At 69.7% G+C, this 22,113-nt stretch carries 20 protein-coding genes, 1 tRNA gene and 1 pseudogene; 9 read left to right on the top strand and 13 right to left on the bottom strand.

Going from position 1 to position 22,113, the window contains the following annotated elements; translation table 11 throughout:
• Positions 1-106: 106 nt before the first annotated feature.
• The 5 genes from AS97_RS22200 to AS97_RS22180 all read left to right on the top strand — a co-directional run bounded on the left by AS97_RS22200 (position 107) and on the right by AS97_RS22180 (position 4,968).
• Positions 107-1,651, top strand: coding sequence for an alpha/beta hydrolase (locus AS97_RS22200; protein WP_210565509.1), 1,545 nt, complete (start codon positions 107-109; stop codon positions 1,649-1,651).
• Positions 1,652-1,754: 103 nt separating this feature from the next.
• Positions 1,755-1,828, top strand: a tRNA-Thr gene (locus AS97_RS22195).
• A 266-nt stretch (positions 1,829-2,094) separates the two neighbouring features.
• A complete protein-coding gene (locus AS97_RS22190; RefSeq protein ID WP_059142416.1) occupies positions 2,095-3,018 on the top strand; it encodes an alpha/beta fold hydrolase in 924 nt (307 codons plus the stop codon).
• Positions 3,019-3,112: 94 nt separating this feature from the next.
• Entirely contained in the window at positions 3,113-4,294 is a 1,182-nt protein-coding gene (locus AS97_RS22185) for a histidine kinase (RefSeq protein WP_210567258.1), read from the top strand.
• Positions 4,294-4,968: a response regulator transcription factor gene (locus AS97_RS22180; protein WP_210567257.1), complete on the top strand. Its 675-nt coding sequence runs from the start codon at positions 4,294-4,296 to the stop codon at positions 4,966-4,968. Before AS97_RS22185 ends, AS97_RS22180 begins: the two co-directional genes overlap by 1 nt.
• 97 nt (positions 4,969-5,065) lie before the next feature.
• On the opposite strand, the gene AS97_RS22175 is transcribed toward AS97_RS22180, so the two are convergent.
• A complete protein-coding gene (locus AS97_RS22175; RefSeq protein WP_247204462.1) occupies positions 5,066-5,785 on the bottom strand; it encodes a DUF4232 domain-containing protein in 720 nt (239 codons plus the stop codon).
• A gap of 81 nt (positions 5,786-5,866) precedes the next feature.
• The gene (locus AS97_RS22170) at positions 5,867-6,262 is read right to left on the bottom strand and encodes a helix-turn-helix domain-containing protein (protein ID WP_210565508.1); all 396 of its coding nucleotides are present in this window, start codon (positions 6,260-6,262) and stop codon (positions 5,867-5,869) included.
• Positions 6,263-6,495: 233 nt separating this feature from the next.
• Here AS97_RS22170 and AS97_RS22165 point away from each other — a divergent pair, with 233 nt between their 5' ends.
• Positions 6,496-7,323: an RNA polymerase sigma factor SigF gene (locus AS97_RS22165; RefSeq protein ID WP_247204461.1), complete on the top strand. Its 828-nt coding sequence runs from the start codon at positions 6,496-6,498 to the stop codon at positions 7,321-7,323.
• Positions 7,324-7,497: 174 nt separating this feature from the next.
• Here AS97_RS22165 and AS97_RS47530 read toward each other — a convergent pair whose 3' ends face one another.
• Positions 7,498-7,665, bottom strand: a complete 168-nt coding sequence (locus tag AS97_RS47530; protein WP_059142419.1) for a hypothetical protein — start codon at positions 7,663-7,665, stop codon at positions 7,498-7,500.
• Between the two features lie 165 nt (positions 7,666-7,830).
• Here AS97_RS47530 and AS97_RS22160 point away from each other — a divergent pair, with 165 nt between their 5' ends.
• From AS97_RS22160 to AS97_RS22150, 3 genes are read left to right on the top strand one after another with little or no spacing between them, the layout of a single operon-like run.
• The gene (locus AS97_RS22160) at positions 7,831-8,187 is read left to right on the top strand and encodes a PRC-barrel domain-containing protein (protein WP_059142420.1); all 357 of its coding nucleotides are present in this window, start codon (positions 7,831-7,833) and stop codon (positions 8,185-8,187) included.
• Between the two features lie 39 nt (positions 8,188-8,226).
• Positions 8,227-8,397: a hypothetical protein gene (locus tag AS97_RS22155; RefSeq protein WP_014061701.1), complete on the top strand. Its 171-nt coding sequence runs from the start codon at positions 8,227-8,229 to the stop codon at positions 8,395-8,397.
• Entirely contained in the window at positions 8,394-9,599 is a 1,206-nt protein-coding gene (locus tag AS97_RS22150) for a glycosyl hydrolase family 8 (RefSeq protein ID WP_059142421.1), read from the top strand. The genes AS97_RS22155 and AS97_RS22150 overlap by 4 nt, the downstream gene beginning before the upstream one ends.
• A 391-nt stretch (positions 9,600-9,990) precedes the next feature.
• Here AS97_RS22150 and AS97_RS22145 read toward each other — a convergent pair whose 3' ends face one another.
• From AS97_RS22145 to AS97_RS22100, 10 genes and pseudogenes are all read right to left on the bottom strand, one after another.
• The gene (locus AS97_RS22145; RefSeq protein ID WP_210565507.1) at positions 9,991-11,793 is read right to left on the bottom strand and encodes a GAF domain-containing protein; all 1,803 of its coding nucleotides are present in this window, start codon (positions 11,791-11,793) and stop codon (positions 9,991-9,993) included.
• Positions 11,790-12,479, bottom strand: a complete 690-nt coding sequence (locus tag AS97_RS22140) for a response regulator transcription factor (RefSeq protein ID WP_059142423.1) — start codon at positions 12,477-12,479, stop codon at positions 11,790-11,792. The genes AS97_RS22145 and AS97_RS22140 overlap by 4 nt, the downstream gene beginning before the upstream one ends.
• 62 nt (positions 12,480-12,541) lie before the next feature.
• Positions 12,542-13,159: pseudogene (locus tag AS97_RS22135) on the bottom strand (phosphatase PAP2 family protein); the annotation flags it as partial.
• Between the two features lie 241 nt (positions 13,160-13,400).
• Positions 13,401-14,090 (bottom strand): response regulator transcription factor, encoded by a 690-nt coding sequence (locus AS97_RS22130; protein ID WP_059142425.1) that lies wholly within the window; start codon positions 14,088-14,090, stop codon positions 13,401-13,403.
• Positions 14,087-15,994: a PAS domain S-box protein gene (locus AS97_RS22125; RefSeq protein ID WP_059142426.1), complete on the bottom strand. Its 1,908-nt coding sequence runs from the start codon at positions 15,992-15,994 to the stop codon at positions 14,087-14,089. The genes AS97_RS22130 and AS97_RS22125 overlap by 4 nt, the downstream gene beginning before the upstream one ends.
• Before the next feature lie 2 nt (positions 15,995-15,996).
• Positions 15,997-16,428: a hypothetical protein gene (locus tag AS97_RS22120; RefSeq protein WP_059142427.1), complete on the bottom strand. Its 432-nt coding sequence runs from the start codon at positions 16,426-16,428 to the stop codon at positions 15,997-15,999.
• Between the two features lie 157 nt (positions 16,429-16,585).
• Entirely contained in the window at positions 16,586-18,154 is a 1,569-nt protein-coding gene (locus AS97_RS22115; RefSeq protein WP_210565505.1) for a hypothetical protein, read from the bottom strand.
• A gap of 24 nt (positions 18,155-18,178) precedes the next feature.
• Positions 18,179-20,044 (bottom strand): glycosyltransferase family 39 protein, encoded by a 1,866-nt coding sequence (locus AS97_RS22110; RefSeq protein ID WP_247204460.1) that lies wholly within the window; start codon positions 20,042-20,044, stop codon positions 18,179-18,181.
• Positions 20,034-21,329, bottom strand: coding sequence for a glycosyltransferase (locus AS97_RS22105; RefSeq protein WP_210565504.1), 1,296 nt, complete (start codon positions 21,327-21,329; stop codon positions 20,034-20,036). Before AS97_RS22105 ends, AS97_RS22110 begins: the two co-directional genes overlap by 11 nt.
• On the bottom strand, positions 21,326-21,835 hold the full coding sequence (locus tag AS97_RS22100; RefSeq protein WP_210565503.1) for a GtrA family protein: 510 nt from the start codon (positions 21,833-21,835) through the stop codon (positions 21,326-21,328). The genes AS97_RS22105 and AS97_RS22100 overlap by 4 nt, the downstream gene beginning before the upstream one ends.
• Positions 21,836-22,113: the final 278 nt, after the last annotated feature.

Genomic DNA, 22,113 nt, shown 5'->3' with positions numbered 1-22,113 from the left:
ATCACCCTGACCGCCCTGGCCACCTGGATCACCTTGCTCGACGTGATCCGGATGATCCGACCGGCGCGATCCCGCGACTCGACCGCCCGAACCGAGGGATCAGCCCATGAACGCTCCGCACAGCAGCCGCCCGTTCCGGACCCTCGGCGCCGCCCTCGCCTCCGCCGCCCTGCTGTCCTCCGGCTGCTCCGCCGACGCCTCCGCGCCGCCCGCCGCGTCGATGTCGAAGAAGGCCGTCCCCGCCGCTCTCAGGCCGTACTACGAGCAGTCGCTGAGCTGGCGTCCCTGCGGGGGCGCGGACTTCGAATGCGCCACGCTCAAGGCCCCGCTCGACTACGCGAGACCCGGCTCCGGCCGGGACCTGAGCCTCGCCGTCTCCCGTAAGAAGGCGACCGGCCCCGGCCGCTCCCTCGGCTCGCTCCTGGTGAACCCCGGCGGCCCCGGCGGCTCCGCGGTCGGCTATCTGCAGAGCTTCGCGGCCGTGGGCTACCCGACCCGGGTGCGCGCCCGCTACGACATGGTGGCGATGGACCCGCGCGGCGTGGCCGACAGCGAGCCCGTCACCTGTCTGAGCAACAAGCAGATGGACGCCTTCACCCAGACCGACCAGACGCCCGACGGCCGTGGCGAGACCGATCGTCTCGTCGCCGCCTACAAGAAGTTCGCGCACGGCTGTGAGGCCCGCTCCGGCCGGATCCTCCGCCATGTCTCGACGGTCGAGGCGGCCCGCGACATGGATGTGCTGCGCGCCGCGCTGGGGGACCGGAAGCTCCATTACGTGGGTGCCTCCTACGGCACCTTCCTCGGCGCGACCTACGCCGACCTCTACCCCCACCGCGTGGGCCGTCTCGTCCTCGACGGCGCCCTCGACCCGACGCTGTCCTCCCGGCGCATCAACCGCGACCAGACCGCCGGTTTCGAAACCGCCTTCACCGCCTTCGCCGAGGACTGTGTACGCCGCACCGGCTGCCCCCTCGGTACCGGCTCCGTGGCCGCCGCCCGCGACCGGCTCAGCGCCTTCTTCACCCGCCTCGACTCCCATCCGGTCCCCACCGGCGAGTCCCGCGCCCTGGGCGAGCCCCTCGCCACCATGGGCGTGATCTCCGCCATGTACGACGAGACCGCCTGGCCTCAGCTGCGCACCGCCCTCCGCTCCGCGATGCGCGGCCAGGGCGCCGGTCTGCTCAGCCTGGCCGACCTCTACTACGAGCGCGACACCGACGGCTCGTACGCCAACCTCATGTACGCCAACCCCGCCGTCAACTGCCTCGACCTCCCACCCGCCTTCCGCACCCCCGCCGAGGTCAAGAAGTCCATCCCCGCCTTCCAGAAGGCATCCCCCGTCTTCGGCGGTGCCCTCGCCTGGGCGGCCCTGAACTGTGCCTACTGGCCCGTCCGCCCGACCGGCACCCCCCACGCCCTGCACGCCAAGGGCGCCGCCCCCATCGTCGTCGTCGGCACCACCCGCGACCCCGCCACCCCCTACCCCTGGGCCCGCGCGCTGGCCACCCAGCTCTCCTCCGCCACCCTCCTCACCTACGACGGCGACGGCCATACGGCCTACGGCCGCGGCAGCAGCTGCATCGACAACGCGATCAACACCTACCTCCTCACCGGCCGCCCGCCCGCCCCCCACACCCGCTGCCGCTGACCAGCCCCGGCCCCGCCCGGGCCGCGCCCTGCCCCGTACGGAGCACCCCTCGAAACTGTGTAGACTTGGCGACGCTGCTGCTGCCAATCTGGCTCCGCGGCATGCCGCCTTAGCTCAGTCGGCCAGAGCGACGCACTCGTAATGCGTAGGTCAAGGGTTCGATTCCCTTAGGCGGCTCACTTGAGGCCCAGGTCACATTCTCTGTGACCTGGGCCTTTTTTGTTCGGCGCAGATGCCGTGACCTGGCTCGTGCCGGGCCTTGTGGGGCTGTCCCCCGTGCGAGCTACGCGTAGGTGTCCACCATGTGGTGACGATTCCGGGGGGGCCGGATCCGTAGCGTTCGAGATCGCCGCGGCGGTTCGGCTGCGGATATGGCGGCGCATTGCACGATCGCCACGGAAAAGCAGCCTTTTCGGCGTCAATTCTCTTACTGGGGAGCAAACATGGTCCGCAATGGTCGGCTGTCGGCTGTGATCGCGCTGTCGTGTGCCGTGGCAGGTGTGGGGCTTGTCGGCTGTGAGGACTCCACGAAGGCGGATGCGGACGCGTCCGCCGGCGGGAGGTCCGCTGCCGCTCCGGAGAAGGCGGCTGATGAGGGCCTGCTCACCGGCGCCAAGAAGATCGAGGTCGGCGGGCGGTTGGTGAATGTGTCCTGTGCGGGTACGTCGGCGGACGACCGGCCGGTCATCGTGCTTTTGGCCGGGGGTGGCGATGGGCTGGAGAAGGTGGCCGGTATTCAGAAGACCCTGAGTGAGAAGAATCGGGTCTGTGCCTATGACCGGTTCGGCGAAGGGGCCAGTGACGAGCCCGATGGGCCTCAGACCCTCGAGAGCACGGGGAAGGTTCTGACCGCCGTGCTCGATCGTGTCGCCGGTGACCGTCCGGTCGTGCTGGCGGGGCATTCGCTGGGCGGGCTGATCGCCGCCCGGTATGCCCCCGAGCATCAGGACAGGGTCAAGGGGCTGGTCTTGATGGACGCCACCTCGCCGACGCAGAGCGCTGATCTCAACAAGGGAATTCCTGAATCCGCCACCGGCCCGGCGGTCGCATTGCGTGATCAGACCCTCGCGATCCTTCAGGGCGGGGAGCCGGAGATGCTCACGGTGCCGGACGGGAAGGTCCGTTCGGCCGGGGACATCCCGGTGGAGGTGATCCATCACGGGAAGCAGTACCTCGCGGCGGTTCCCGACTACGGGCCGGGCCTGGAGCGGGCGTGGACCAACGGCCAGCGCAAGTGGCTGGCGGTCTCCAGCCGCAGCAGGCTGAGCACCGCCAAGAACAGCGAGCACTACATCTACGTCGACCAGCCCGATGTCGCCGTCCGGGCGATTGAGCGTGTCACCTCACAGGCCACCGACCGCGCGTAGGGCCCGCGTTGGACATCTCCCTGCGTAGCGTTTCCTCCGCCCGCGGCGCTTTGGCTGTGGAGGGACGAAGGAGTCGATGATGAGACCGGTGCCGGTGATGGCTGTTCGGCGGGTGCCGGAGCTGTGGCGCCGGTTCGACGTCACGGTCCGGGATCTGCCGCTCGGGCTGCTGATCCTCGCCGGGTCCCTCGTGCCGGCGTTCCACAACCACGGGACGCGGCTCGGCGGCCTGCCGGCCCGCCCCTTCGATGTGCTGGCCGTGGTGGCAATCGCGCTCCAGTGCCTTCCGCTCGCCGTGCGGCGGCGGTGGCCGATCGTCTGTCTCGCTCTGGTGTCGGTCGGCTTCGCGGTCGACCAGCTCCGCGGCTACCACTCGTTCGCGGGCACCGCGGTGCCCGTCGCGCTGCTGAGCGTGGGGTCTCACCTGGAACGGCATCGGCGTGCCACCGCGCTCCTCTTCTCGGCGGCGTATGTGCCGCTGGCGGTCGCGCTCCACCGGCTCGGTTCGGGCGCCGAATCGCCGGGTGAGTTCCTGATGTACTACCTGGCGCTGGCCCTCCCGTGGGGCATGGGGTCGTGGCTGCGCTCCACCCGGGTCGCGGAGGCCGAACGCCGCCGCCGGGTCGCCGAGCACACCCGCACCGCCGAACGCACCCGCATCGCCCGCGAACTCCACGATGTCGTGACCCACCATGTGACCGCGATGGTCGTGCAGGCCGAGGCGGCACGCTATCTGACGGCCGCGCCCGACCGGCTCGACCAGGCCCTGACCGCCGTCACCGACACCGGCCGACGGGCCATCACCGATCTGCGGCACCTGCTCGATCTGCTCAACCCCGACTACGGCACCGAGACCAGGACACCGGCCGTCGGCAGGCTTCGCACCCTCGTGGAGCAGACCCGGCGAGCCGGGCAGCCGGTGGAGTTCACCGAGGAGGGCACGCCGGCGGAGTCGACCGGCAGCGCCGACTTCGTGGCCTACCGGGTGGTGCAGGAGGCCCTGACGAATGCCCTCAAGTACGCTCACGGCAGCCACACCTCGGTCCAGGTGCACCACGGCGCAAGGGAGATCACCGTGGAGGTCAGCACGGACGGTTCCGGCTCGCGGGCCGGGTCCCCCGCCGGGTCGCGGGCCGGGTCGCCCGGCGGGAGCGGGCGGGGCCTGGCGGGGCTGCGCGAACGGGTCGACCTCCTGGGCGGCGACTTCAGCGCGGGCGTGCGGACGGGCGGCGGCTTCGTCGTGCGGGCACGGATACCCGCGAGGAGCCCGTCGTGATCAAGCCGAGCGTCGTCACCGAGCCGATCCGGGTCCTGGTCTGTGACGATCAGGTGCTGGTCCGCACCGGGCTGGTGACGATCATCGACGCTCAGCCCGACCTCGAAGTGGTGGGCGAGTGCGGGGACGGGCAGACGGCGGTCGAGCTCGCCGGCCGGCTGCGCCCGGAGGTCGTGGTGATGGACGTACGCATGCCGGTGCTCGACGGCATCGAGGCCACCCGCCTGCTGGCCGGTGCCGGGGTGCCGTATCCCGTCAAGGTGCTCGTGGTGACCACGTTCAACCTGGACGAGTACGTCTACGAGGCGCTCCGCGCGGGGGCGAGCGGGTTTCTGCTCAAGGACGCGCCGCCGTCCCAACTGCTCCACGGCATCCGGACCGTGGCCACCGGGGCAGCACTGCTGGACCCCGAGGTGACGCGGCAGCTCGTGGGCACGTACGCCGCCCGCATCCGGCCCGCCGAGGGTCCCCCGCGCGACATCCCGCTGACCCCTCGCGAACTGGAAGTCCTCCGCCTCATCGCGAACGGCCTCTCCAACAGCGAAATCGCCGGGACCCTCGTGATCAGCCAGGAGACCGTCAAGACCTTCGTGTCACGCATCCTCGCCAAGCTCGGCCTCCGGGACCGCGTCCAGGCGGTTGTCTACGCCTACCGCCAGGGTCTGGTGACCTGACGCCGCCGCGCGGGTGGCCGGGACGCGCGGAACCCCCGCTCGGACCGGGTCCGGGCGGGGGTTCCGCGTGTCGTCTGCCGTGTTGTCAGCCGTGTTGTCAGCTGTCGATGGGGGGCTTGGAGGACCAGGCCGTCAGCGACAGGGTGCCGTTGTCGAGGTCCTCACCGAAGGCGACGGTGCTGTGGGAGTTGCTGCCCGTCGGGGAGATCTGCAGGTACTTCGCGTGGGCGGTCGAGGCGCCGGTGGTGGTCCACACCAGGTCGGCCCAGGCGCTCTTGCCCGGTCCGAGGGTGATCGGGTGGGAGCCCGGGTCGGTGGCGAAGTAGGTGCTGCCGTGGCGGGCGGTGGTCTTGATGGCGGTGTGTCCGGCGCCCTCCAGGGCCAACCCGGCGTAGCCGCTGATCACGCAGGTCTCGTCGCCGGTGTTCTTCACCCGCAGGAAGGTGCCCCGGTGGTTCATCCCCGCCTGGGAGGTACCGGCCGAGTCCAGGGTCGCCCGCAGCGTCCCCGGCTGGCATTCGGCGGTCGCCCGCGCCTGGCTGGACCCCGAGCCCAGGGTCGTTGCCTGCTTGCCCGACTGGCCCGCCTGGTTGTGGATCGAGGCGTCCGACTGCGACGACTTCGCGGAGGACGACGCGTGGGAGGAGGAGTTCCCCTTGGCGTCGGACGACGAGTCGTCGCTCCCGCAGGCGGTGAGGGCGACGGCCGAGGCGGCGGCGATCAGCGCGGCCACACCGGCCTTGCGGACTCGGCGGTTGAGGATGTGGTGCGACATGACGACCCCCATGGGCTTCCGGATGGTGCGGTTCCTGCTCACGCACCATCCATGGTGTCGGCCGCCGCTGGCGTTCTCTTAACGACCGCTGCCGATTCGCTAACGCCCGGCTAACGCCCGCCGTCAGCGCTCGGCCGGGGTCCAGTCGGCCACGAGGTCCAGAAGACCGGGGAAGCGGGCATCGAGGTCGGCGATCCGGACGTGGCTGCGGCGCTCCAGGCCGTATTGGCGCTGACGGGTGATGCCTGCCTCGCGGAGGGCCTTGAAGTGATGGGTGAGCGAGGACTTGGGGCGGTCCAGCCCGAACCAGCCGCAGGTGTGATCGAACCGCTCCGATTCGAGGAGGAGTTTGCGCACGATGCGGAGGCGGAGGGGGTCGCTCAGCGCGCCCAGGACCGTTTCCAGGCGGATCTCCTCCACGGCCGGCTCCGGGAGCGGGGGCGGGAGGTCGGGGGGTTCGGGGAGCGCCTTGATGGCGGGGCTGACAACGGGGGCGACTGTCTTCGGGGCCGTTCTCATGGCGTTGGCCCTCGTCGGGGGGCTGGTGGTGCTCGCTGTCCGCCATCCGCCGGCAGGAAATAGGCATGGGGGCATGGAGGGTGGGTAGGCGGGTCCCCAATCAGCCTATGCATGCAGCCGATACAGGGAGTGCGACGGTGAACGACACGGCACCCGTGACAATGTCGACACTGACGGCAGCCGAAGCTGAGCAAGCACATGGTGTTCAGGTACGCGACATTGCACTGGATGGAATGGAGAACGCCGGGCTGTCCGATCTGCCCACGGTGGACGATCCGGCGAAGGTGGCGCCCAAGGACGCGCGGGCGCTGACCAAGACGTTCCTGGACCGGCTGACGGAGCTGGAGGAAGGGACGCACGAGTACCAGTACGTGCGGAACACCCTCATCGAGCTCAACCTGTCGCTGGTCCGGTACGCGGCCCGGCGGTTCCACAACCGCTCGGTGGAGATGGAGGACATCGTCCAGGTCGGCACCATCGGGCTGATCAAGGCGATCGACCGGTTCGACCTGAGCCGTGAGGTCGAGTTCACCACCTTCGCCGTTCCTTACATCGTCGGCGAGATCAAGCGGTTCTTCCGCGACACCAGCTGGGCGGTGCATGTTCCCCGCCGTCTGCAGGAGTTGCGGATCGACCTTGCCAAGGCGAACGAGGAGCTGTTCCAGCGGCTGGACCGGTCGCCCACCACGGCTGAGCTCGCGGAGCATCTGCGGCTGAGCGAGGACGAGGTCGTCGACGGACTGGTGGCCAGCAACGGCTATCTCACCACCTCGCTGGACGCGCCCGCGGAGCAGGAGAGCGGGGCCACGCGGGTGACCACGTACGCGGACCGGTTCGGCGACGTCGACCCGGCCATGGAGGCCGTGGAGAATCTGCACGCGCTCAAGCCGCTGGTGGAAGAGCTCGGTGAGCGGGACCGCCGCATTCTGCAGCTGCGGTTCGGCGAGGAGCTGACCCAGTCGGAGATCGGCGCCGAACTCGGGGTCTCCCAGATGCACGTCTCCCGGCTGCTCAGCCGCGCGCTGGGTCGGCTGCGGCGCGGAATGCTCGCCGACGACTAGGCACGTAATGCTTGTCGCGTACTACGCTTAGCGAATTCCGCTCACCGCCGCACTGGCTTTCACCACGGAACAACAGAACAACAGGAACGCAGACCGAAGGGGCCCGGCCGGAGAAATCTCCGGCCGGGCCCCTTCGGTCTGCGCCGTGTCGGTTTTATCCGCACGGTCTTCGGGCTACCAGCGGTACCACCGCCCACGTCGCCCACCGACCGTCGGTCGGACGATAAATCCGATCAGCCAGACGGCGAGCACGATGACCGCGATCCACCACAGAGCTTTCAAGGCGAATCCGGCGCCGAAGAGAAGCAGTGCGAGAAGAAGAACGACTAGCAGGGGAACCATAATTACCGACCTCCTCGACGCCGCGAGTACCCCATCGGGATTCCGGCACACCTGATCCATTCATGCTGGTTCGAACACTCCCGTTACCCCTGGTGGATGGGTGGCGTGGCGTCTCACGGTGAGCGGAGGCAGGCTGGAGGGGCAGAGGTCAGAGGGTGATACGTCATGATCCAGCCAGCCGATATCCGTGAGTGGCGTGACCAGGATGTCGTCGATGAGCAGGGCCGCAAGATCGGGGTGCTCGAGGCGATCTACGTGGCCACCGCCACCGATGAACCCGCCATGGCCACGGTCCGCACCGGACTGCCCACCCGCCACCGGCTGGTGTTCGTCCCGGTGGACGACGCGGTGGTGGGGCCGGGCTATGTGAAGGTCTCCTACGCACGGTCGCTGGTGAAGAAGGCCCCCTCGCTCGGCATTGACGATGTGCTGCCCGCGGAGCAGGAGGGGGCGATCTTCCAGCACTACGGGAAGACGTACCAGTCGGGTCCGGGCGGCGGGCGGCAGCTCGCACGCCGCTGATGGTCGAGGACGCTTGACGCGCGAGGAGAGGTGTCGGCCGTGGCGCTCTTCCTGTTCCTGGTGATCGTGGCCATCGTGCTCGGCCTCATCGGCTGGGTGGTGCACGGGCTGGGCTATCTGCTGGTCATCGGTGTGGTGGTGCTGGTGATCGACATCGTCCTCGGGCTGGTGCGGCTGGCACGGAGGTCCCGGCGGCACCGGATCCGATGACGGCCCGCGAGGCGGCCCGCGTCCCGTTCGGCGCGCACTCCGTCCGCTACGCCCCCGGCACGCTCCGGCCCTCCGGCGACCCGGCGGCGGCCGACCGGCAGGTCCTGGAGCACTACCGGCGATGGAAGGCGTCCTTCCTCCGCTCGGGCGACGAGGTGGGCGGCCGGGGCCGGTGCGCGGTGTTCACCCCCGACGCGGCACACCCCTTCGTCGCCGAGGCCCAGGGCTACGGACTGGTGATCATCGCGCTGATGGCGGGCGCCGACCCCGACGCCCACGCCCTCTTCGACGGCATCCTCCGGCATGTGCTGGCCCACCCCTCCGTCAACCACCCCGAGCTGCACGCCGCCCAGCAGGACGCCGGTGGCCGGGACGTCGGCGGACGGGACTCCGCGACCGACGGCGACCTCGACATCGCGTACGGACTGCTGCTCGCGGACCGGCAGTGGGGCGGCGGCCACGGCGACTACAAGGCGCTCGCGCTGCGGCGGATCGACGCCGTCATGGAGCGTGAGGTGCACCCCGGCACTCGGCTGACCAAGCTGGGCGACTGGTCCTCGGGCCGCTTCGACGAGGTCTCCCGTACGTCGGACTGGATGCCGGACCACTTCCGGGCGTTCCGGGCGGCGACCGGCGATCCGCGGTGGGACGAGGTGCTGGACGCGCAGCTGTCGCTGGCCGGTGCGCTGCGCACCCGCCATGCCCCGGCCACCGGGCTGCTCCCCGACTTCGTCGTGGACACCACGTCCGGCGCTCCGAGGCCCGCGCCGGGGAAGGTGCTGGAGAGCCCGCATGACGGCGACTACCACTGGAACGCCTGCCGCACCCCTTGGCGGCTCGGCGCCGACGCGGTGACCAGCGGCGACGCACGGACCCGGGCGGCCGCGCGCGGGCTCAGCCGCTGGGCGAGGACGGCGACGGGCGGTGACCCCGGGGGAATCCGGAGCGGATACCGGCTCGACGGCACGGCCTATGGGGACCCTGGCTCGCCCGCCTTCTTCGCGCCCTTCGCGGTCGCCGCGATGACGGAGGGCGAGCAGGATGGTGACGGGGGCGAGGGGGAGGGCGAGGGGGCACAGGGCTGGCTGGACGCGCTGTGGGCGCGGATGTGCGGTTCCCCGCCCGATCCGGCCCGCGCCTACGCGGCCGGGGTGCAACTCCAGTCGATGCTGGTGGTCAGCCACGACTACTGGGTGCCGTAGGGGCGGTCCGGCCCGGGCGGCGGAGCGGCGTCGGCCCGCCGCATCACCGTCTCACGGAGCGATTCCAGGGCGGCCCTCGCCGGGCAGTCGGGGAGCGTCGACAGGGCCGCGCGGGCGGCATCGGCCTGACGGGCGGTCTCCTCGCGGGCCAGGTCCAGGTCCGGGTGGGTGCGCAGCCGTGCGACCGCCTCCGCGTAACCCCGCCGTGCGGGTCAGCTCCCGCTCCGCCTCGGTGATGAACGGCACATCGCTCTTGGTGGCCTTCAGCAGGCCCTCGTCGACCGCCGCTTGGGCGGCCCGGAGGCCGTCCGCCGGCGCGCGGTCCCGCACGGTCGGCCGCATGGACAGAAATGTCTCATATGTTGCCGGTGCCCGGTTTCGGGACGGCGGCTCAGGAATCCTTCGTGGCCGGAACCCTGGCCCGGATGCGGCTTCCCTGTCCGGGGCGGCTGTCCACGTTCAGCGTGCCGCCCACCTCACGGGCCCGCTCCCGCATGGAGAGCAGCCCGAGATGGCCGGGGAAGGAGCCCTTGCAGTCGAAGCCCACGCCGTCGTCGGCGACGGTCAAGGTGACGGCGCCCGGTTCGTTGAGCAGATGGAGCCGTACGTTCCGGGCCTGCGAATGCTTGGCGATGTTGTGCAGCGACTCCTGGGCGATCCGGTACAGGGCGTGCTTGGCCTCCGGTGTGGTCTCCGGTTCGGTGTCGAGCTTCGCCTCGGTGGTGATCCCGTACCGGGCCCGGAGCGCCTCGACATGCTGGGCGAGCGCGGCGACCAGGCCCTCGGTCTCCAGCGATTCGGGCCGCAGCCGGCACAGCAGGGTCCGGGTCTCGGCGATCGCGGCGTCCGCGAGCCGCCGTATGTATTCGATGGGCTCGGCGAGTTCGGCCAGCTCGGCGAGGTCCACCACCTCCCCGACGGCCTCGTGGCCGGCCGCCGGATTGACCCATACCGCCCCTTCTCCCGGGCTCTGCGTCTCGGCCCGTCCCACCGGCTCCGCGCTGTCGATGTCGCGTTCCAGCATCTCGCGGGCGGTACGGGCACCCAGTGCGATGCCGTAGAGCGCCTGCGAGACCGAGTCGTGCAGCTCGCGCGAGATGCGCTGCCGCTCCTCGCGGACGGACCTCTCCTGGGTGGCCCCCTGCTGCCGGTCGTTCTCCACCGCGCAGGACGCATGCCCCGCGATCACCTCCAGGAGGGTGATGTCCGCCTCGCCGGGGTCGCGGCCGGGCGGGAAGTGGCAGCACATCGCGCCGATCGCGGTGGATTCGCGCAGCAGCGGCCAGGCGGCCACCGCGCCCCGCGCCGGGCCGTCGCCGTCGGTGCCGGTACGGCCACCGCCGTGGATGACGGGCGCGGCCCCGGCGATCGCCTCCAGCGCCGGTTTCCGGGACGGCGGGGTGTGGCCGTGGCCGCCGCCGACCAGGCGCAGATTCGCCGACGGTCCGGGCTCCAGCAGATAGACCGTGCAGCTCGCCGCGCCGGTACGGGCCACCGCGCCCGCGGCCAACGAGTCCAGGGTCCGCCGTACGCAGGGGCCGGAGGAACGGGTGAACGCCGAGGAACCCGACGAGCCCCAGGCGGAACCCGAAGGCTCCGGCAGGCCCGAAGACCCCGAGGAGCCCGCGGAACCGGCGGAGCCCGGCCCGGCGGCCGCGGAGGCCAGCCGCCGCAGATGTTCCCGGTGCCGGATCTGGGCGACCGCATGGGCCGCGGGGGCCGCGAAGCGTCCCACGGTGCTCACGTCCGCATGGCTGAGCCGCCGCCCGCCGCCGCGGTTCGCCACCTCGATCACCCCCACGGGGTGGCCGCGCACCAGCAGCGGCGCGTCCAGCACCGAGGCCGGGACCGCCTGCCGGGGGTCCCGGCCGAGCCGGCGCGGGCGCCGTTCGTGGCTGGAGACCGTGGGCCGTCCGGCGCGGATCGCCTGGCGGGCGGGGGAGGAGCCGCCGGGCGTCAGCGGTCCGCTCGGCGCGGTCCATGGGGCACCGTCGGTGGCTCGTATCGTCAGGACGTCGCCCGGCTCCAGCACCATCACCCGGGCCATATCGGCGCCCAGGAGCTCACGCACCCGGCGGGCGATCAGCCGGAGCGTGGCGTCGGCGGTCTCGCCCGCCAGGATGTGTTGGGTGACCTCGGCGAGCACGGTGGCGCTCCGCCGCCGCCGGGTCGGGGTCCATCGTGTATTGATCACGCCGACCACCACTGCTCCCTCGTCGTCGACTCCAGTGCTTCCGGAGGGGTGAGTTCACCCGCCGGTACCAGGCCGGACTGCACCGCGTAGACCGCCGCCTGGGTCCGGCTGTGCACCCCCAGCTTGGTCAGGATGTGGCTGACATAGGTCTTCACCGTCTGCTGGCCGATCCGCAGATCGTGGGCGATCTCCTTGTTGGCCTTGCCGCGGGCGAGCATGGTGAGGACCTCGGTCTCCCGCTCGGTGAGCTGCTCGGGGCCGCTCGGCTCCCTGACCTGGCCCATCAGCCGGGAGATCGCGGCCGGGGAGACATGGATCTGGCCCGCGGCCGCGGCCTTCACGGCGTTGCGGAGGTCGTCGGCCTCGGCGTTCTTCAGCAGGAAGCCGATGGCCCCCGCCCGGACCGCGCCCATGACCATGGCGTCGTCGAGGGAGCTGGTCAGCGCCACCACCTCGACCTCGGGAAGGTCCTGGCGGATCTCGGCCGTGGCCGATACGCCGTCCATCACCGGCATCAGCAGATCCATCAGGACGACGTCGGGGCACAGCTCCCGGGCCAGCCGTACGGCTTCCCGGCCGTTGGTCGTCTCGCCCACCACCTTGATTTCGTTGTCGAGCCCAAGGATCATGCGTAGGCCCTGCCGGACCACCGCATGGTCGTCTGCGATCAGCACGCGAAGCGCCACTTGGTTCACCTGCCCATGGAGTACATCGCCGCACGAGCGGAGACGGACGCGGAAACGGTCGCGATCAGCGGTTCGAAGAGGGGGAGGACCAGCAGGACGAGGACGCCCGCCACCCACCCGCCCAGGACGTCACTCACCCAGTGGGTGCCCAGATAGACGGTGGTCAGACCGATGCCCAGCGCCATCACGCAGGCGATCAGCGCGCCCGTCCGCCGGTGGCGACCGGCGAGATAGGCGAGGGTGCCCCAGACCACGACGGCGTTGGCGGTGTGACCGGAGGGGAAGACCACGCCGCCGTGGAAGAGCTCGGCGGATCCGGGGTTCTGGGCGTAGAGCGGGCCCACCCGCCCGGTGAGGATCTTGACGGCGCCGACGCTCGCATTGAGCAGCAGCAGCGCCAGGCCCAGGACCAGCGGCGGGCGCGGGCTTCGGGCCCGCCGACCGCGCCAGCAGGCCCAGGCCAGGGCGGCCAGGGCGGTGGGCCCGCGCTGGCCCGTGATGACGAAGGCGTCCAGCACCGGCCGCAGCTGCGGCCACTGTTTGTACGGCTTGAACAGGGCCACCTGCCAGTCGAGCCGGACGAGCTGCGAGCCGGTGAGAACGGCCGCGAGGACCGCCGCGTAACAGGCGGCGGCCACCAGGAAGGCGATCGTGTGTCCGCGGCTGAGCGGGCATCGGATCCGTCCATGGACTCGCATGGGGAGGAAACCCGCCTCGGCATGCCGGCGATTCCATCCTAAGGGGGACTTTCTGCCCCATTTGGCCCTCGGTGGGCCCGGCCCGGGTGGTCCCGCCCCCTGTCCCGCCCCCCGTACGGGCCCATACGGGGGAGTCCGTACGTACGGCATGGGGCCCAAAGCGAATGGCCCCCGCGCCGGAGGGGGCCATGGCCGTACCCGGAGGGGCTCCGGGGTCAGCCCGTCACTCCTCCGGCCTCTCCGGCTGCGCGGGCTTGAAGCCGAATTCGGCGGCCCTCGCGACCGCCTCCAGCTGTGAGCGCGCGTCCAGCTTCTCCAGGATCCTGCGCACATGCGTGCGCACGGTGGCGTAGCTGATGCTCAGCCGCTCCGCGACGGCCCGGTTGTCCAGGCCCTGGCTCATCAGTGCGAGGATCTCCTGCTCACGCGGGGTCATGCTGTCCAGGCGCTCGGTCTGCTCGGCGGTGGACCGCGCGTCCTCGCGGTGCCGTGCCAGCACCTCCACCAGGGTGCTGGCCGGGATGAGGGTCTCGCCCTCGGCGGCCGAGCGGATGGCGGCCGCGATCTCGTCGCCGCTCGCCGACTTCAGCAGATAGCCGCAGGCGCCCGCCTCCACCGCGGCCAGCAGCGCCGAGTCGCTGGCGTCGGCGCTGAGGATCACGATGGCGACGGAGGGGTCATGGGCCCGCATGCCGGCCGCCGCGTCGGCCCCGGTGCCATCCGGCAGCCGGAAGTCGACCAGGGCCACATCGGGCTTGAGCTCCTTGGCCATGGGCACGGTCTCGGCGACCGAGTCCGCCCAGCCGACCACCGTCAGATCCGAGTACTCGGCCAGCAGGGCCCACAGCCCCTCGGCCACCACCCGGTGGTCCTCGACGATCAGCACCTTCGTCAGTTCGGGAGGTGCGGTCACGGCTGTGGGTCCCCTTCGGGGGAGTCGGCGGGGTCGAGCGACGCGCCCGGGGGAGCGCCGAGCGGCACCCAGAACTCCACGGTGGTGCCGGAGCCGGGTTCGCTCTCGATCCGGCACCAGCCGCCCGCGATCTGGGCCCGCTCCTGGATCAGGGAGAGCCCGAGGTGGCCGGGGCGGGACTCCACCTCGAGCGGGTTGTAGCCGTCGCCGTCGTCGACGATCCGCACCAGGCAGCCGTCGTCGAGCCCGAGGAGCTGTACGTGGACCGTCTTGGCGTGGGCGTGCTTGCGCACGTTCACCAGCGCCTCCTGGGCGGTCCGGTAGATCAGCGCCATCGTCTCGGCCGGGGGGTGGGTCGTGAGCCGGTCCTCCAGCCGGTAGGTGATACCGGTCTCGGTGCGTATCTGCTCCAGCAGGCCGCGCAGCGCCCCGGCCAGGCAGCCGTGTTCCAGGCTGGACGGCCGCAGGTCGAAGATGAGCTGCCGCAGCCGGCTGAGCGAGAGCTTCAGGGTCTCGTCCAGCTTGTCCATCACCCGCTGCTCGTCCGGGTCCCGCAGCCGCCGGCGCAGCTGCTGGAGGCGGAGGCTGGCCGCGGTGATCACCTGGATGGTGTCGTCGTGGATGTCGGCGGCGATCCGCCCCCGCTCGGCCTCCTGGGCGTGGACCAGATGGCTGAGCAGCGCCTGGCGGTCGCGGTCGGTGACCTCCAGCAGCTCCAGGCTGCGCTCCAGGACGAACTGGGCGCGCTGCACCTCGGTGATGTCCCGGATGGTCAGGACGGTGAGCAGGCCCTCCTCCGTACGCAGCGGGCTGATGCTGACGTCGGCGGGGAACTGCTTGGCGTCGCTGCGCCGCCCCACCAGCTCCATGCTGTGACCCACCGGCTCCTCCAGGCTGTCGTCCCATTCGCGCAGCGAGACGGTGAGCGGCTGGTCGGGCAGGAGCGCCTCCACGGCCCGGCCGATCAGATGGTCGCGGTCGTAGCCGAAGAGCACCTCGGTGCGGTTGTTGGCCGCCTGGATCCGGCCGCTGGTGTCCACGATCAGCATCGCGTCCGGGGAGGACTCGATGAGCTGGCGGAACCGGCTCTCGGCCGCCCGCAGCTGGCTCAGGTCGGCGATGAAGACCACCCCGCGGGGCTGCCGGCCCTGCAGATGGCCGCCGCTGAACTGGGCGGGGAACTCGGTGCCGTCGCGGCGGCGGCCGCTCATCACCGACGGTGCGGTGAAGACCCTGCCGACCAGCTGCTCGGAGGCGGTGCGGTAGCGCTCGGGGACGAGGTCCCGCAGCCGCTTGTCGCGCAGCTCCGCCGAGCTGTAGCCGAACATGTGCCGGGTGTGGGCGTTGGCGTACTCGATCCGGCCGCGGGGGCCGACGATCAGCACGCCGCACGGCGCGTGGCCGAGCAGCTCGAGGAACGAGTCCTCCAGGCGGTTGCCGACCAGGTCCTCGAACCGCCAGGAGGCGCGCTCGGCGCGACGCAGCGGCTCGGCGCAGTCCGCGAGGAGCTCCGCGGACATGCTGAACTGGTCGCGCGCGGCCCGGATGATCGCCTCGAGGATCTCCTCGGCGGGGGTGCCCTTGACCAGATAGCCGCTGGCCCCGACGGCGAGCATGTTCAGCACGGTCTCGCGTTCGCCGTGGGCGGACAGCGCCACCACCCGGGCGTCGGGGACCTGGTCGCGGATGGCCCGGACGCTGCTGGGGGCGTCGCCCCGGGGCATGTGCACGTCCATGATCACGACCCGGGGGCGGTGGTCGACCGCCGCGCGCACGGCCTGCTCATGGTTGATGGCCAGGCCCACGAGTTCCAGGTCGGGGTGGGAGTCGATGAGGTCGGCGAGCGCCTCGCGGACGGCCGGGTCGTCATCGGCCACCACAACATCGATCCGGTTGTCGCCCATCACTACCCACCTCCCTTGAGGATGGCACCCTGCAGTTCGCGGATGCTGAATTCATCGCGCCGACAGTGCGCCAGCGAGGGCATGACCGCGGCCAGTGGCGCGACCAGCACGTTGTAGTGGCTTCCGATGCGGTCGCATACGGCGACCGCCGTCGCGGCGTCCCACACCGCGGCCCAGAAGGCCCAGTCGTGTCTCTGGTGGTTCCGCGCGGTGTCCAGGGCGGCCCGGCGCGCCACCGAGGCGGCGACCAGGATGCGGTACCGCTCCTCGGGCGTGGTGGTGCGATGGACCACTGCCCAGCCCTCGGCGCGGGTCTGGCTGGACGTCTGCTTCCACAGATCGGCCACCCGGTCGATTTCCTCTGGGGAGAGGTCCTCGATATGGGTCAGGAATTGTAGGACTCTTCGTGAGTTAGGGCCGAAAATTACGCTCATAGGACACTCCAGGACGCATGGTACATCTACGGAACTGGTGAGCCGCCCTACGGCCGCCGGTGGCCGGCCGCTCCCTGGAACGTGGGCCTGCCTTTCGGCCGTTTTCGCCGTCCGGCACGGACCGGCCCACGTTCTTTCTCGGTGCCGGTTGCCGTCCCTAATCTCCGCGTCCCTGGGACATGTTGATGCTCGCCTTCGCGACGCCACCGCTCTTCTGGCCGATGAGCTGGAAGGCCACACCGCTCTCGTCCGCCGTGGTGATCTTGTACGAGCCCACCGCCGACGCCTTGCCCCGGCTGTCCACCTGGAAGGTCCCGATCTTGCGCTGGCCCTTCGAGCCCGACCCGGCGTACGCGTTCACCGTCTCGCCCGGGGCGAACCCCGCGACATAGAAGCTGAGCGTGGTGCCCGCCCTGCCGCCGAAGGCGCTGGGCTCGGCGGACGGGGTGTACGGCAGCACGGTGAAGCCCGAGCGGACCACGGCCCGGCTCTGGTCGCCGATCGCCATCAGCGTCTGCCGCCCCTTGAGGCCGAACGGCACGTTGAACGCCACGTCGCGGATCTGCCCCATGCCGTTCGCCTGGGCGGTGAAGGCCGGCAGGCCGCCGGTGGAGTTGATGTAGACCAGCACCCGCTCGCCCGGCGCGAACTTGTTGGCGGACAGCGTGATCCGCTGGCCTGCCTTGAGCGCGTACGGCTTGGACTTCATCGAGGGGTACATGGCCAGCATCTGGAAGGGCGCGGTGGCCGTGGTCTTGCTGCGCTTGCCCACCAGGACCAGGGTGCTGGAGCCGGTCGGGGCCACGCCCACCTTGATCGCCGCCTGGCCGACGCCGCCGCTGCTGTCGGTGTGCAGCGTGGTCACGGGGGTGCCGGTGGTCCGGCCCCAGAAGACGTCGATCGTCTCACCGGGGCGGAAGCCGCGGGCGGTGACCGTCACCACGTCACCGGGGCGACCGACCAACTTGTTGATCTTCGCGGTGCCGACGGCGCCACCGGTGATCACCTTGGCCTCGGCCGCCTTGGTGCTGCCGCGCTGCTGGGCGACCAGGGTCGCGGGCCGGTTGCCCGCGCTCTCGGGCATGGTGAACCGGGCGTAGATCGACCCGAACTTGTCCGAGCGCACACTGCCGATGGCGCGGCCCTTGGTGTCCGACTTCCGGACCTTGAGCAGGATGTCCACCGTGGCCTTCTTGTCGAAGCCACCGCCCTCGACCGCGGCGCTGCCGCCGGGGTTCACCAGACCCGGGTTGATCACGATGATCGGCCCGGACGCCTGGGGGACCCGCTGGTTGCCCAGCTTGATGGTCTTGGGCTGCTTGGGCGGGCGTATCTCCTGCTCCTGCCGGGAGTGCTCCTTCTTCGGGGCGCCCCCGCCTCCGCCGCCGGTGGTGTTCAGGGCGCCTCCGAAGCCGCCGCGCGCGACCACCTGGACGAGCGATCCGACGATCGCGAAGACCACGAGAGCCAGCAGGACGGTTTTCCAGGAGAGCTTTTTCTTCTTGTCACCGTCGGGGGTGTTCTCCTCGTCCTCGCCGAGGGTGTTCTCCTCCTCGGGGATTTCCTCCTCGAGGATGTCCTCCTCGGGGATTTCCTCCTCGGGGATTTCCTCCTCGTCGGGGACGTCCTCCTCGTCGGGGACGTCCTCGTCTTCGAGGGTATCCTCCTCGTTCTCGGGATCATCCCTGTCCTCCGGAACATCCCAGTCGTCTTCGTACTCAGGCATGGCCTTCACCTCCTCTTCCCATGGCTACTGCACACGGTAGATTTCCAGCTTGATATTGCCCCGGGTCTCCGACCAGACGCGGGTGGAATTTTGCAGCGCCTTGAGGATCCAGTTCTCTCGGCCGTCGCCATTGTTGAGCATCATGGATCTGCGCATCTTGTTCGACATGATGATGTAGTCCACGTACTGCCATTTCTTCCTGAACAGTTTGTCGCGGACATCCGGGTCGGACGAGGCGTTCCAGTGGGAATGCGCGTACGGGTAGAACGGGCGCACATCGTGCAGTTCACCCCACAGGTCGTCGTCCATGATGATGCGCGAATTCGGCGGAACGTGCTTGCGCACCCAGGCGATCTGGGCATGCTGCATTCCGGTGAGATTGATCTTCGGCTGGTATTGGTCGGCGATCTGCGTATGGCCCTCGGTATTGGTGTGGACGAGATATCCGGAGGCCGGTGACGCCAGCAGCAGAACGGCCACGAACGACGGCACGGCGACCCGGGTCACAGAATGCGCGCCACGCATGAACCGATTGGCGAATGTGCCCTTGAGCAGCCGGTCCGTCACCATGCCGAGGTTCAGCGCGAGCATGGGGATCAGCGGGGTGACATAGAAGTCCAGCACCACGCTGCCGCGCACCAGATAGAAGGCGTATCCGAGGGCCAGTGTGCCGGCGATCAGAAAGCCCAGATTGCGCCTGCGGTCCCGCATGCCGATCCACAGGCAGATCGCCATCGCGCACACCCCGGCGATCAGCAGGAACTTGTCCCGGACCAGCCAGCTCGTCTGCAACAGCCCGGAGTGGCTGAAGAGGGTGCCCTGGTTGCGGTTGAGCTGCCACCACAGGGTGTAGAGCAGCGAAACGTGGTCCGCTGGTGGATTGTTCAGATCGAAGTCGAAACCGCTCGGCAGCAGCTCGTTCTTGAGCAGTGCGTAGGTCACATAGGCGCCGATCGGGGCCGCCGCGGCGAATGGCCACAGGGTGCTGGTGAACCGGCTGCTGGCCGACCCCTTGACCCTCCGGTAGAGCAGGTAGACGAAGCTGGGCAAGAAGAAGATCGCGTTCTCCTTGGTGATCAAGGCGATCCCCAGCGCCATACCGCCGCCGAACACCGATCTGATCGTGACTTCTCGCCTGAGCAGCATGAACAGGCTCAGCAGCAGCCAGAGCATCATCAGGTTGTCCAGCAGGACCTGCCGCTGGAAGTAGACCGCGATCGGCGAGACGTTGAAGAGGAACGCGGTGACGGTGGCGGCCAGCACACTGCCGGACAGCCGCCGGGCGATTTCGAACAGCAGATAGACGCTGACGACGTGCACCAGCAGCATCAGGAACCGTCCGGTGTTGATCGCGTTCCCGAAGGTCTCGAACTGCTTCGGCAGCGGGAGGACCCACCCGGCCAGCGTGATCCAGCCCAGCGGGGCGTGGTCGTAGTCGTAGGTGTACGGGGACAGACTGGTCTCCCGCACCACCGACCACGCCCGCTGCATGTAGATGCCCTCGTCGGTGAGGTAGAGGGGGTAGCGGAAGAGATGGTAACCGTGGGTGAGCAGCCCGGTCAGCAGGGAGGCGACCAGGGCGATTCTGCCCTTGGTCCCAAGCGGCGGGAACCAGCCGCGCTCCACGGAGAACCGCGGGCGGCGGCGCCGACCTCGTGCGGGGGCCTCGGTGGTCTTGGCTGTGGTGGTGTTCTTCCTTGTCGCGGCGTTCTTGTTCGCTGCGGTCTTCTTGCCTGTCGCGGTGGTCTTGGCTGTCGTGGTCTTCTTCCTTGTCGCGGCGTTCTTGTTCGCCGTGGTCTTCCTGCCCGGCGCGGTGCTCTTCCTCGCCGCGGTCTTCCGGTCCTCCGCGTCGGCGGCCGCCGGCCGCGAGGGCGTGGGGTTATCCGACACGCGACTCCGCCTCCTCGGTGGTGGCCCGGTGGGCGCCTACGTGCTGTGTCTTCTCCCAGTCGTGGCGGCCGAGCATCTCGCGCCGCATGGCCCGCAACGCGGCGTACGCGAGGACCATCTGGAAGGGGAACCAGGCGATGGCCATGCGCAGGACGGCCTTCGGCGAGGCTTCGAGCCCGTGGGCGCTGGTGAACTCGTAGAGACCGACCGCCTGGACCAGAAAGTGCGCGGCCAGCAGGAGTACGGGCAGATAGGAGACGAGCGCGATCAGGACCGGCACCTTGAGGATCAGGATCATGCCGAGCGAGATCGGCAGATAGAGGCCGAGCAGCGCCTGTCCGCGCGGGAACGCCAGGACGTAGACGGCGAGCCAGCGCTGTTTGCGCGTCGGCATCTTCTTCCAGGTGCCCTTCTTCAGGGTCTGCATGAAGCCCTGGCTCCAGCGGGTGCGCTGCCGGATGAAGTGGCCGAGGGTGGGCGGGGTTTCCTCCTTGGTCACATACCGGTCGTCGTAGACGACGCGCACCCGCTCGCCCATGGCCGATATCCGCAGCCCCATATCGGCGTCCTCGGTGAGGTTGCGGTCGTCCCAGCCGCCGAGCCGCAGCAGCAGCTCACGGGCGAAGAAGACGGTGTTGCCGCCGAGCGGGATCGAGCCGTAGTGGGCGTGGTAGTGCAGCCGGCTCTTGAACCAGAAGAAGTACTCCAGGACATTGAGCGTCGAGTACCAGTTGGACTCGTAGTTCATCAGCTGCACACCGGCCTGGACCACCCTGACCTTCTCCTGGACCATCACGGTGTTCACCATGCTGAAGATCTCCGGATGGATGTCGTCCTCCGCGTCGAAGATCGTCACTACCTTGTTGGCGGTGTGCGGAAGGGCCGTGTTGAGGCCGTGCGGCTTGTTGACGGGCTCGTCGTCGAACACCACGACCCGCACGTTGCGCAGCCCTTTCCGCTTCAGCTCGTCGATCTTCTCCTCGGCCTTTTTGATCGTGCCGTCGTCGTCCTGTGAGCAGATCACGAAGACCTCCAGCAGTTCGGCCGGATAGTTGGCCCGCACCACGCGCTCGATGGTGCTCTGGATGACGTCTTCCTCATGCCGGGCGGGCAGCAGGACACTGAAGGAGATCTGGGGCGGCAGGAATTCATCCGGCGCCCTGGCCTTCCGTTCGGCATCCGCCCGGTCCCAGGTGTAGAGCATGAGGTAGAGGACGTGGGCCGACTGCACGGTGAGCAGAATCGAGGCCACGATCAGCACCAGGTAGATGATGGGGACAATCATCGGCTCCGCCTCCCCCAGACCCAGCCGGTACTCGACGCGAAGTTGACCGCGAAAGCCGCCGCGATGCCGAGGCAATTCGCCAGCATCAGATGCGTTCCCTCGCGCACGAGTGACCAGACGATGAGCACATTGACCCCGAGTCCGCCCAGGACCGAGACATTGAACTTGATGAATCGACGGAGGGACGGGGTGCCGACCGCGAAGGTCCATCGGTCGTTCAGCAGATAGTTGTGCACCACGGCCAGTTCCACCGCTATCGCCGACGCAGCCAGGAGCGGAAGTCCCACCCAGTGATAGAGAACGAAGAGGACCACCGTGTTCACGAGCACACCGCCCCCGCCGACGACCGCGAACCGAAGGGCCAGCCCGGGCATACCGGCCATCGGGTTCCGGACCGGGAGGGCTCGCGAGAGCATTCCGGTCCGCTTACGGGCGTTGCCGGCGGAGGTATCCGCCTCTTCGTCCGGCTTTCCGGTGCGCTCGCTGAACGTTCGGAAACGCTGCATCGCGACTCCCTCGACAGGAGGCTCTTATCGCCGTTGACCCAAGAGTGCGTCACCCGAAAAGGAGGTAGTACCCGCGACCGGGGGAGCGGGTGGTACACCTTCGGCGGACCCCTTCGCTCCCCCGTATTGGGGAGAGCCGGGTCTCGGGTATCCCGACCGGTCCCCCAAAGAAGGGACGGGTCGCTCACCCTCTCGCGGGTGTCACTACCTGCGGGGGATGCCCAAGATGAAATGGGCCCGACGGCCTTGCGTCCCGTGCGAAGAGAGTAGGTGACGTA

The sequence above is a fragment of the Streptomyces sp. AgN23 genome (assembly GCF_001598115.1).
Lineage (GTDB): Bacteria > Actinomycetota > Actinomycetes > Streptomycetales > Streptomycetaceae > Streptomyces > Streptomyces antimycoticus.
The sequence above is the reverse complement of the archived record's forward strand: the minus strand, read 5'-3'. Positions and strand labels throughout refer to the sequence as shown.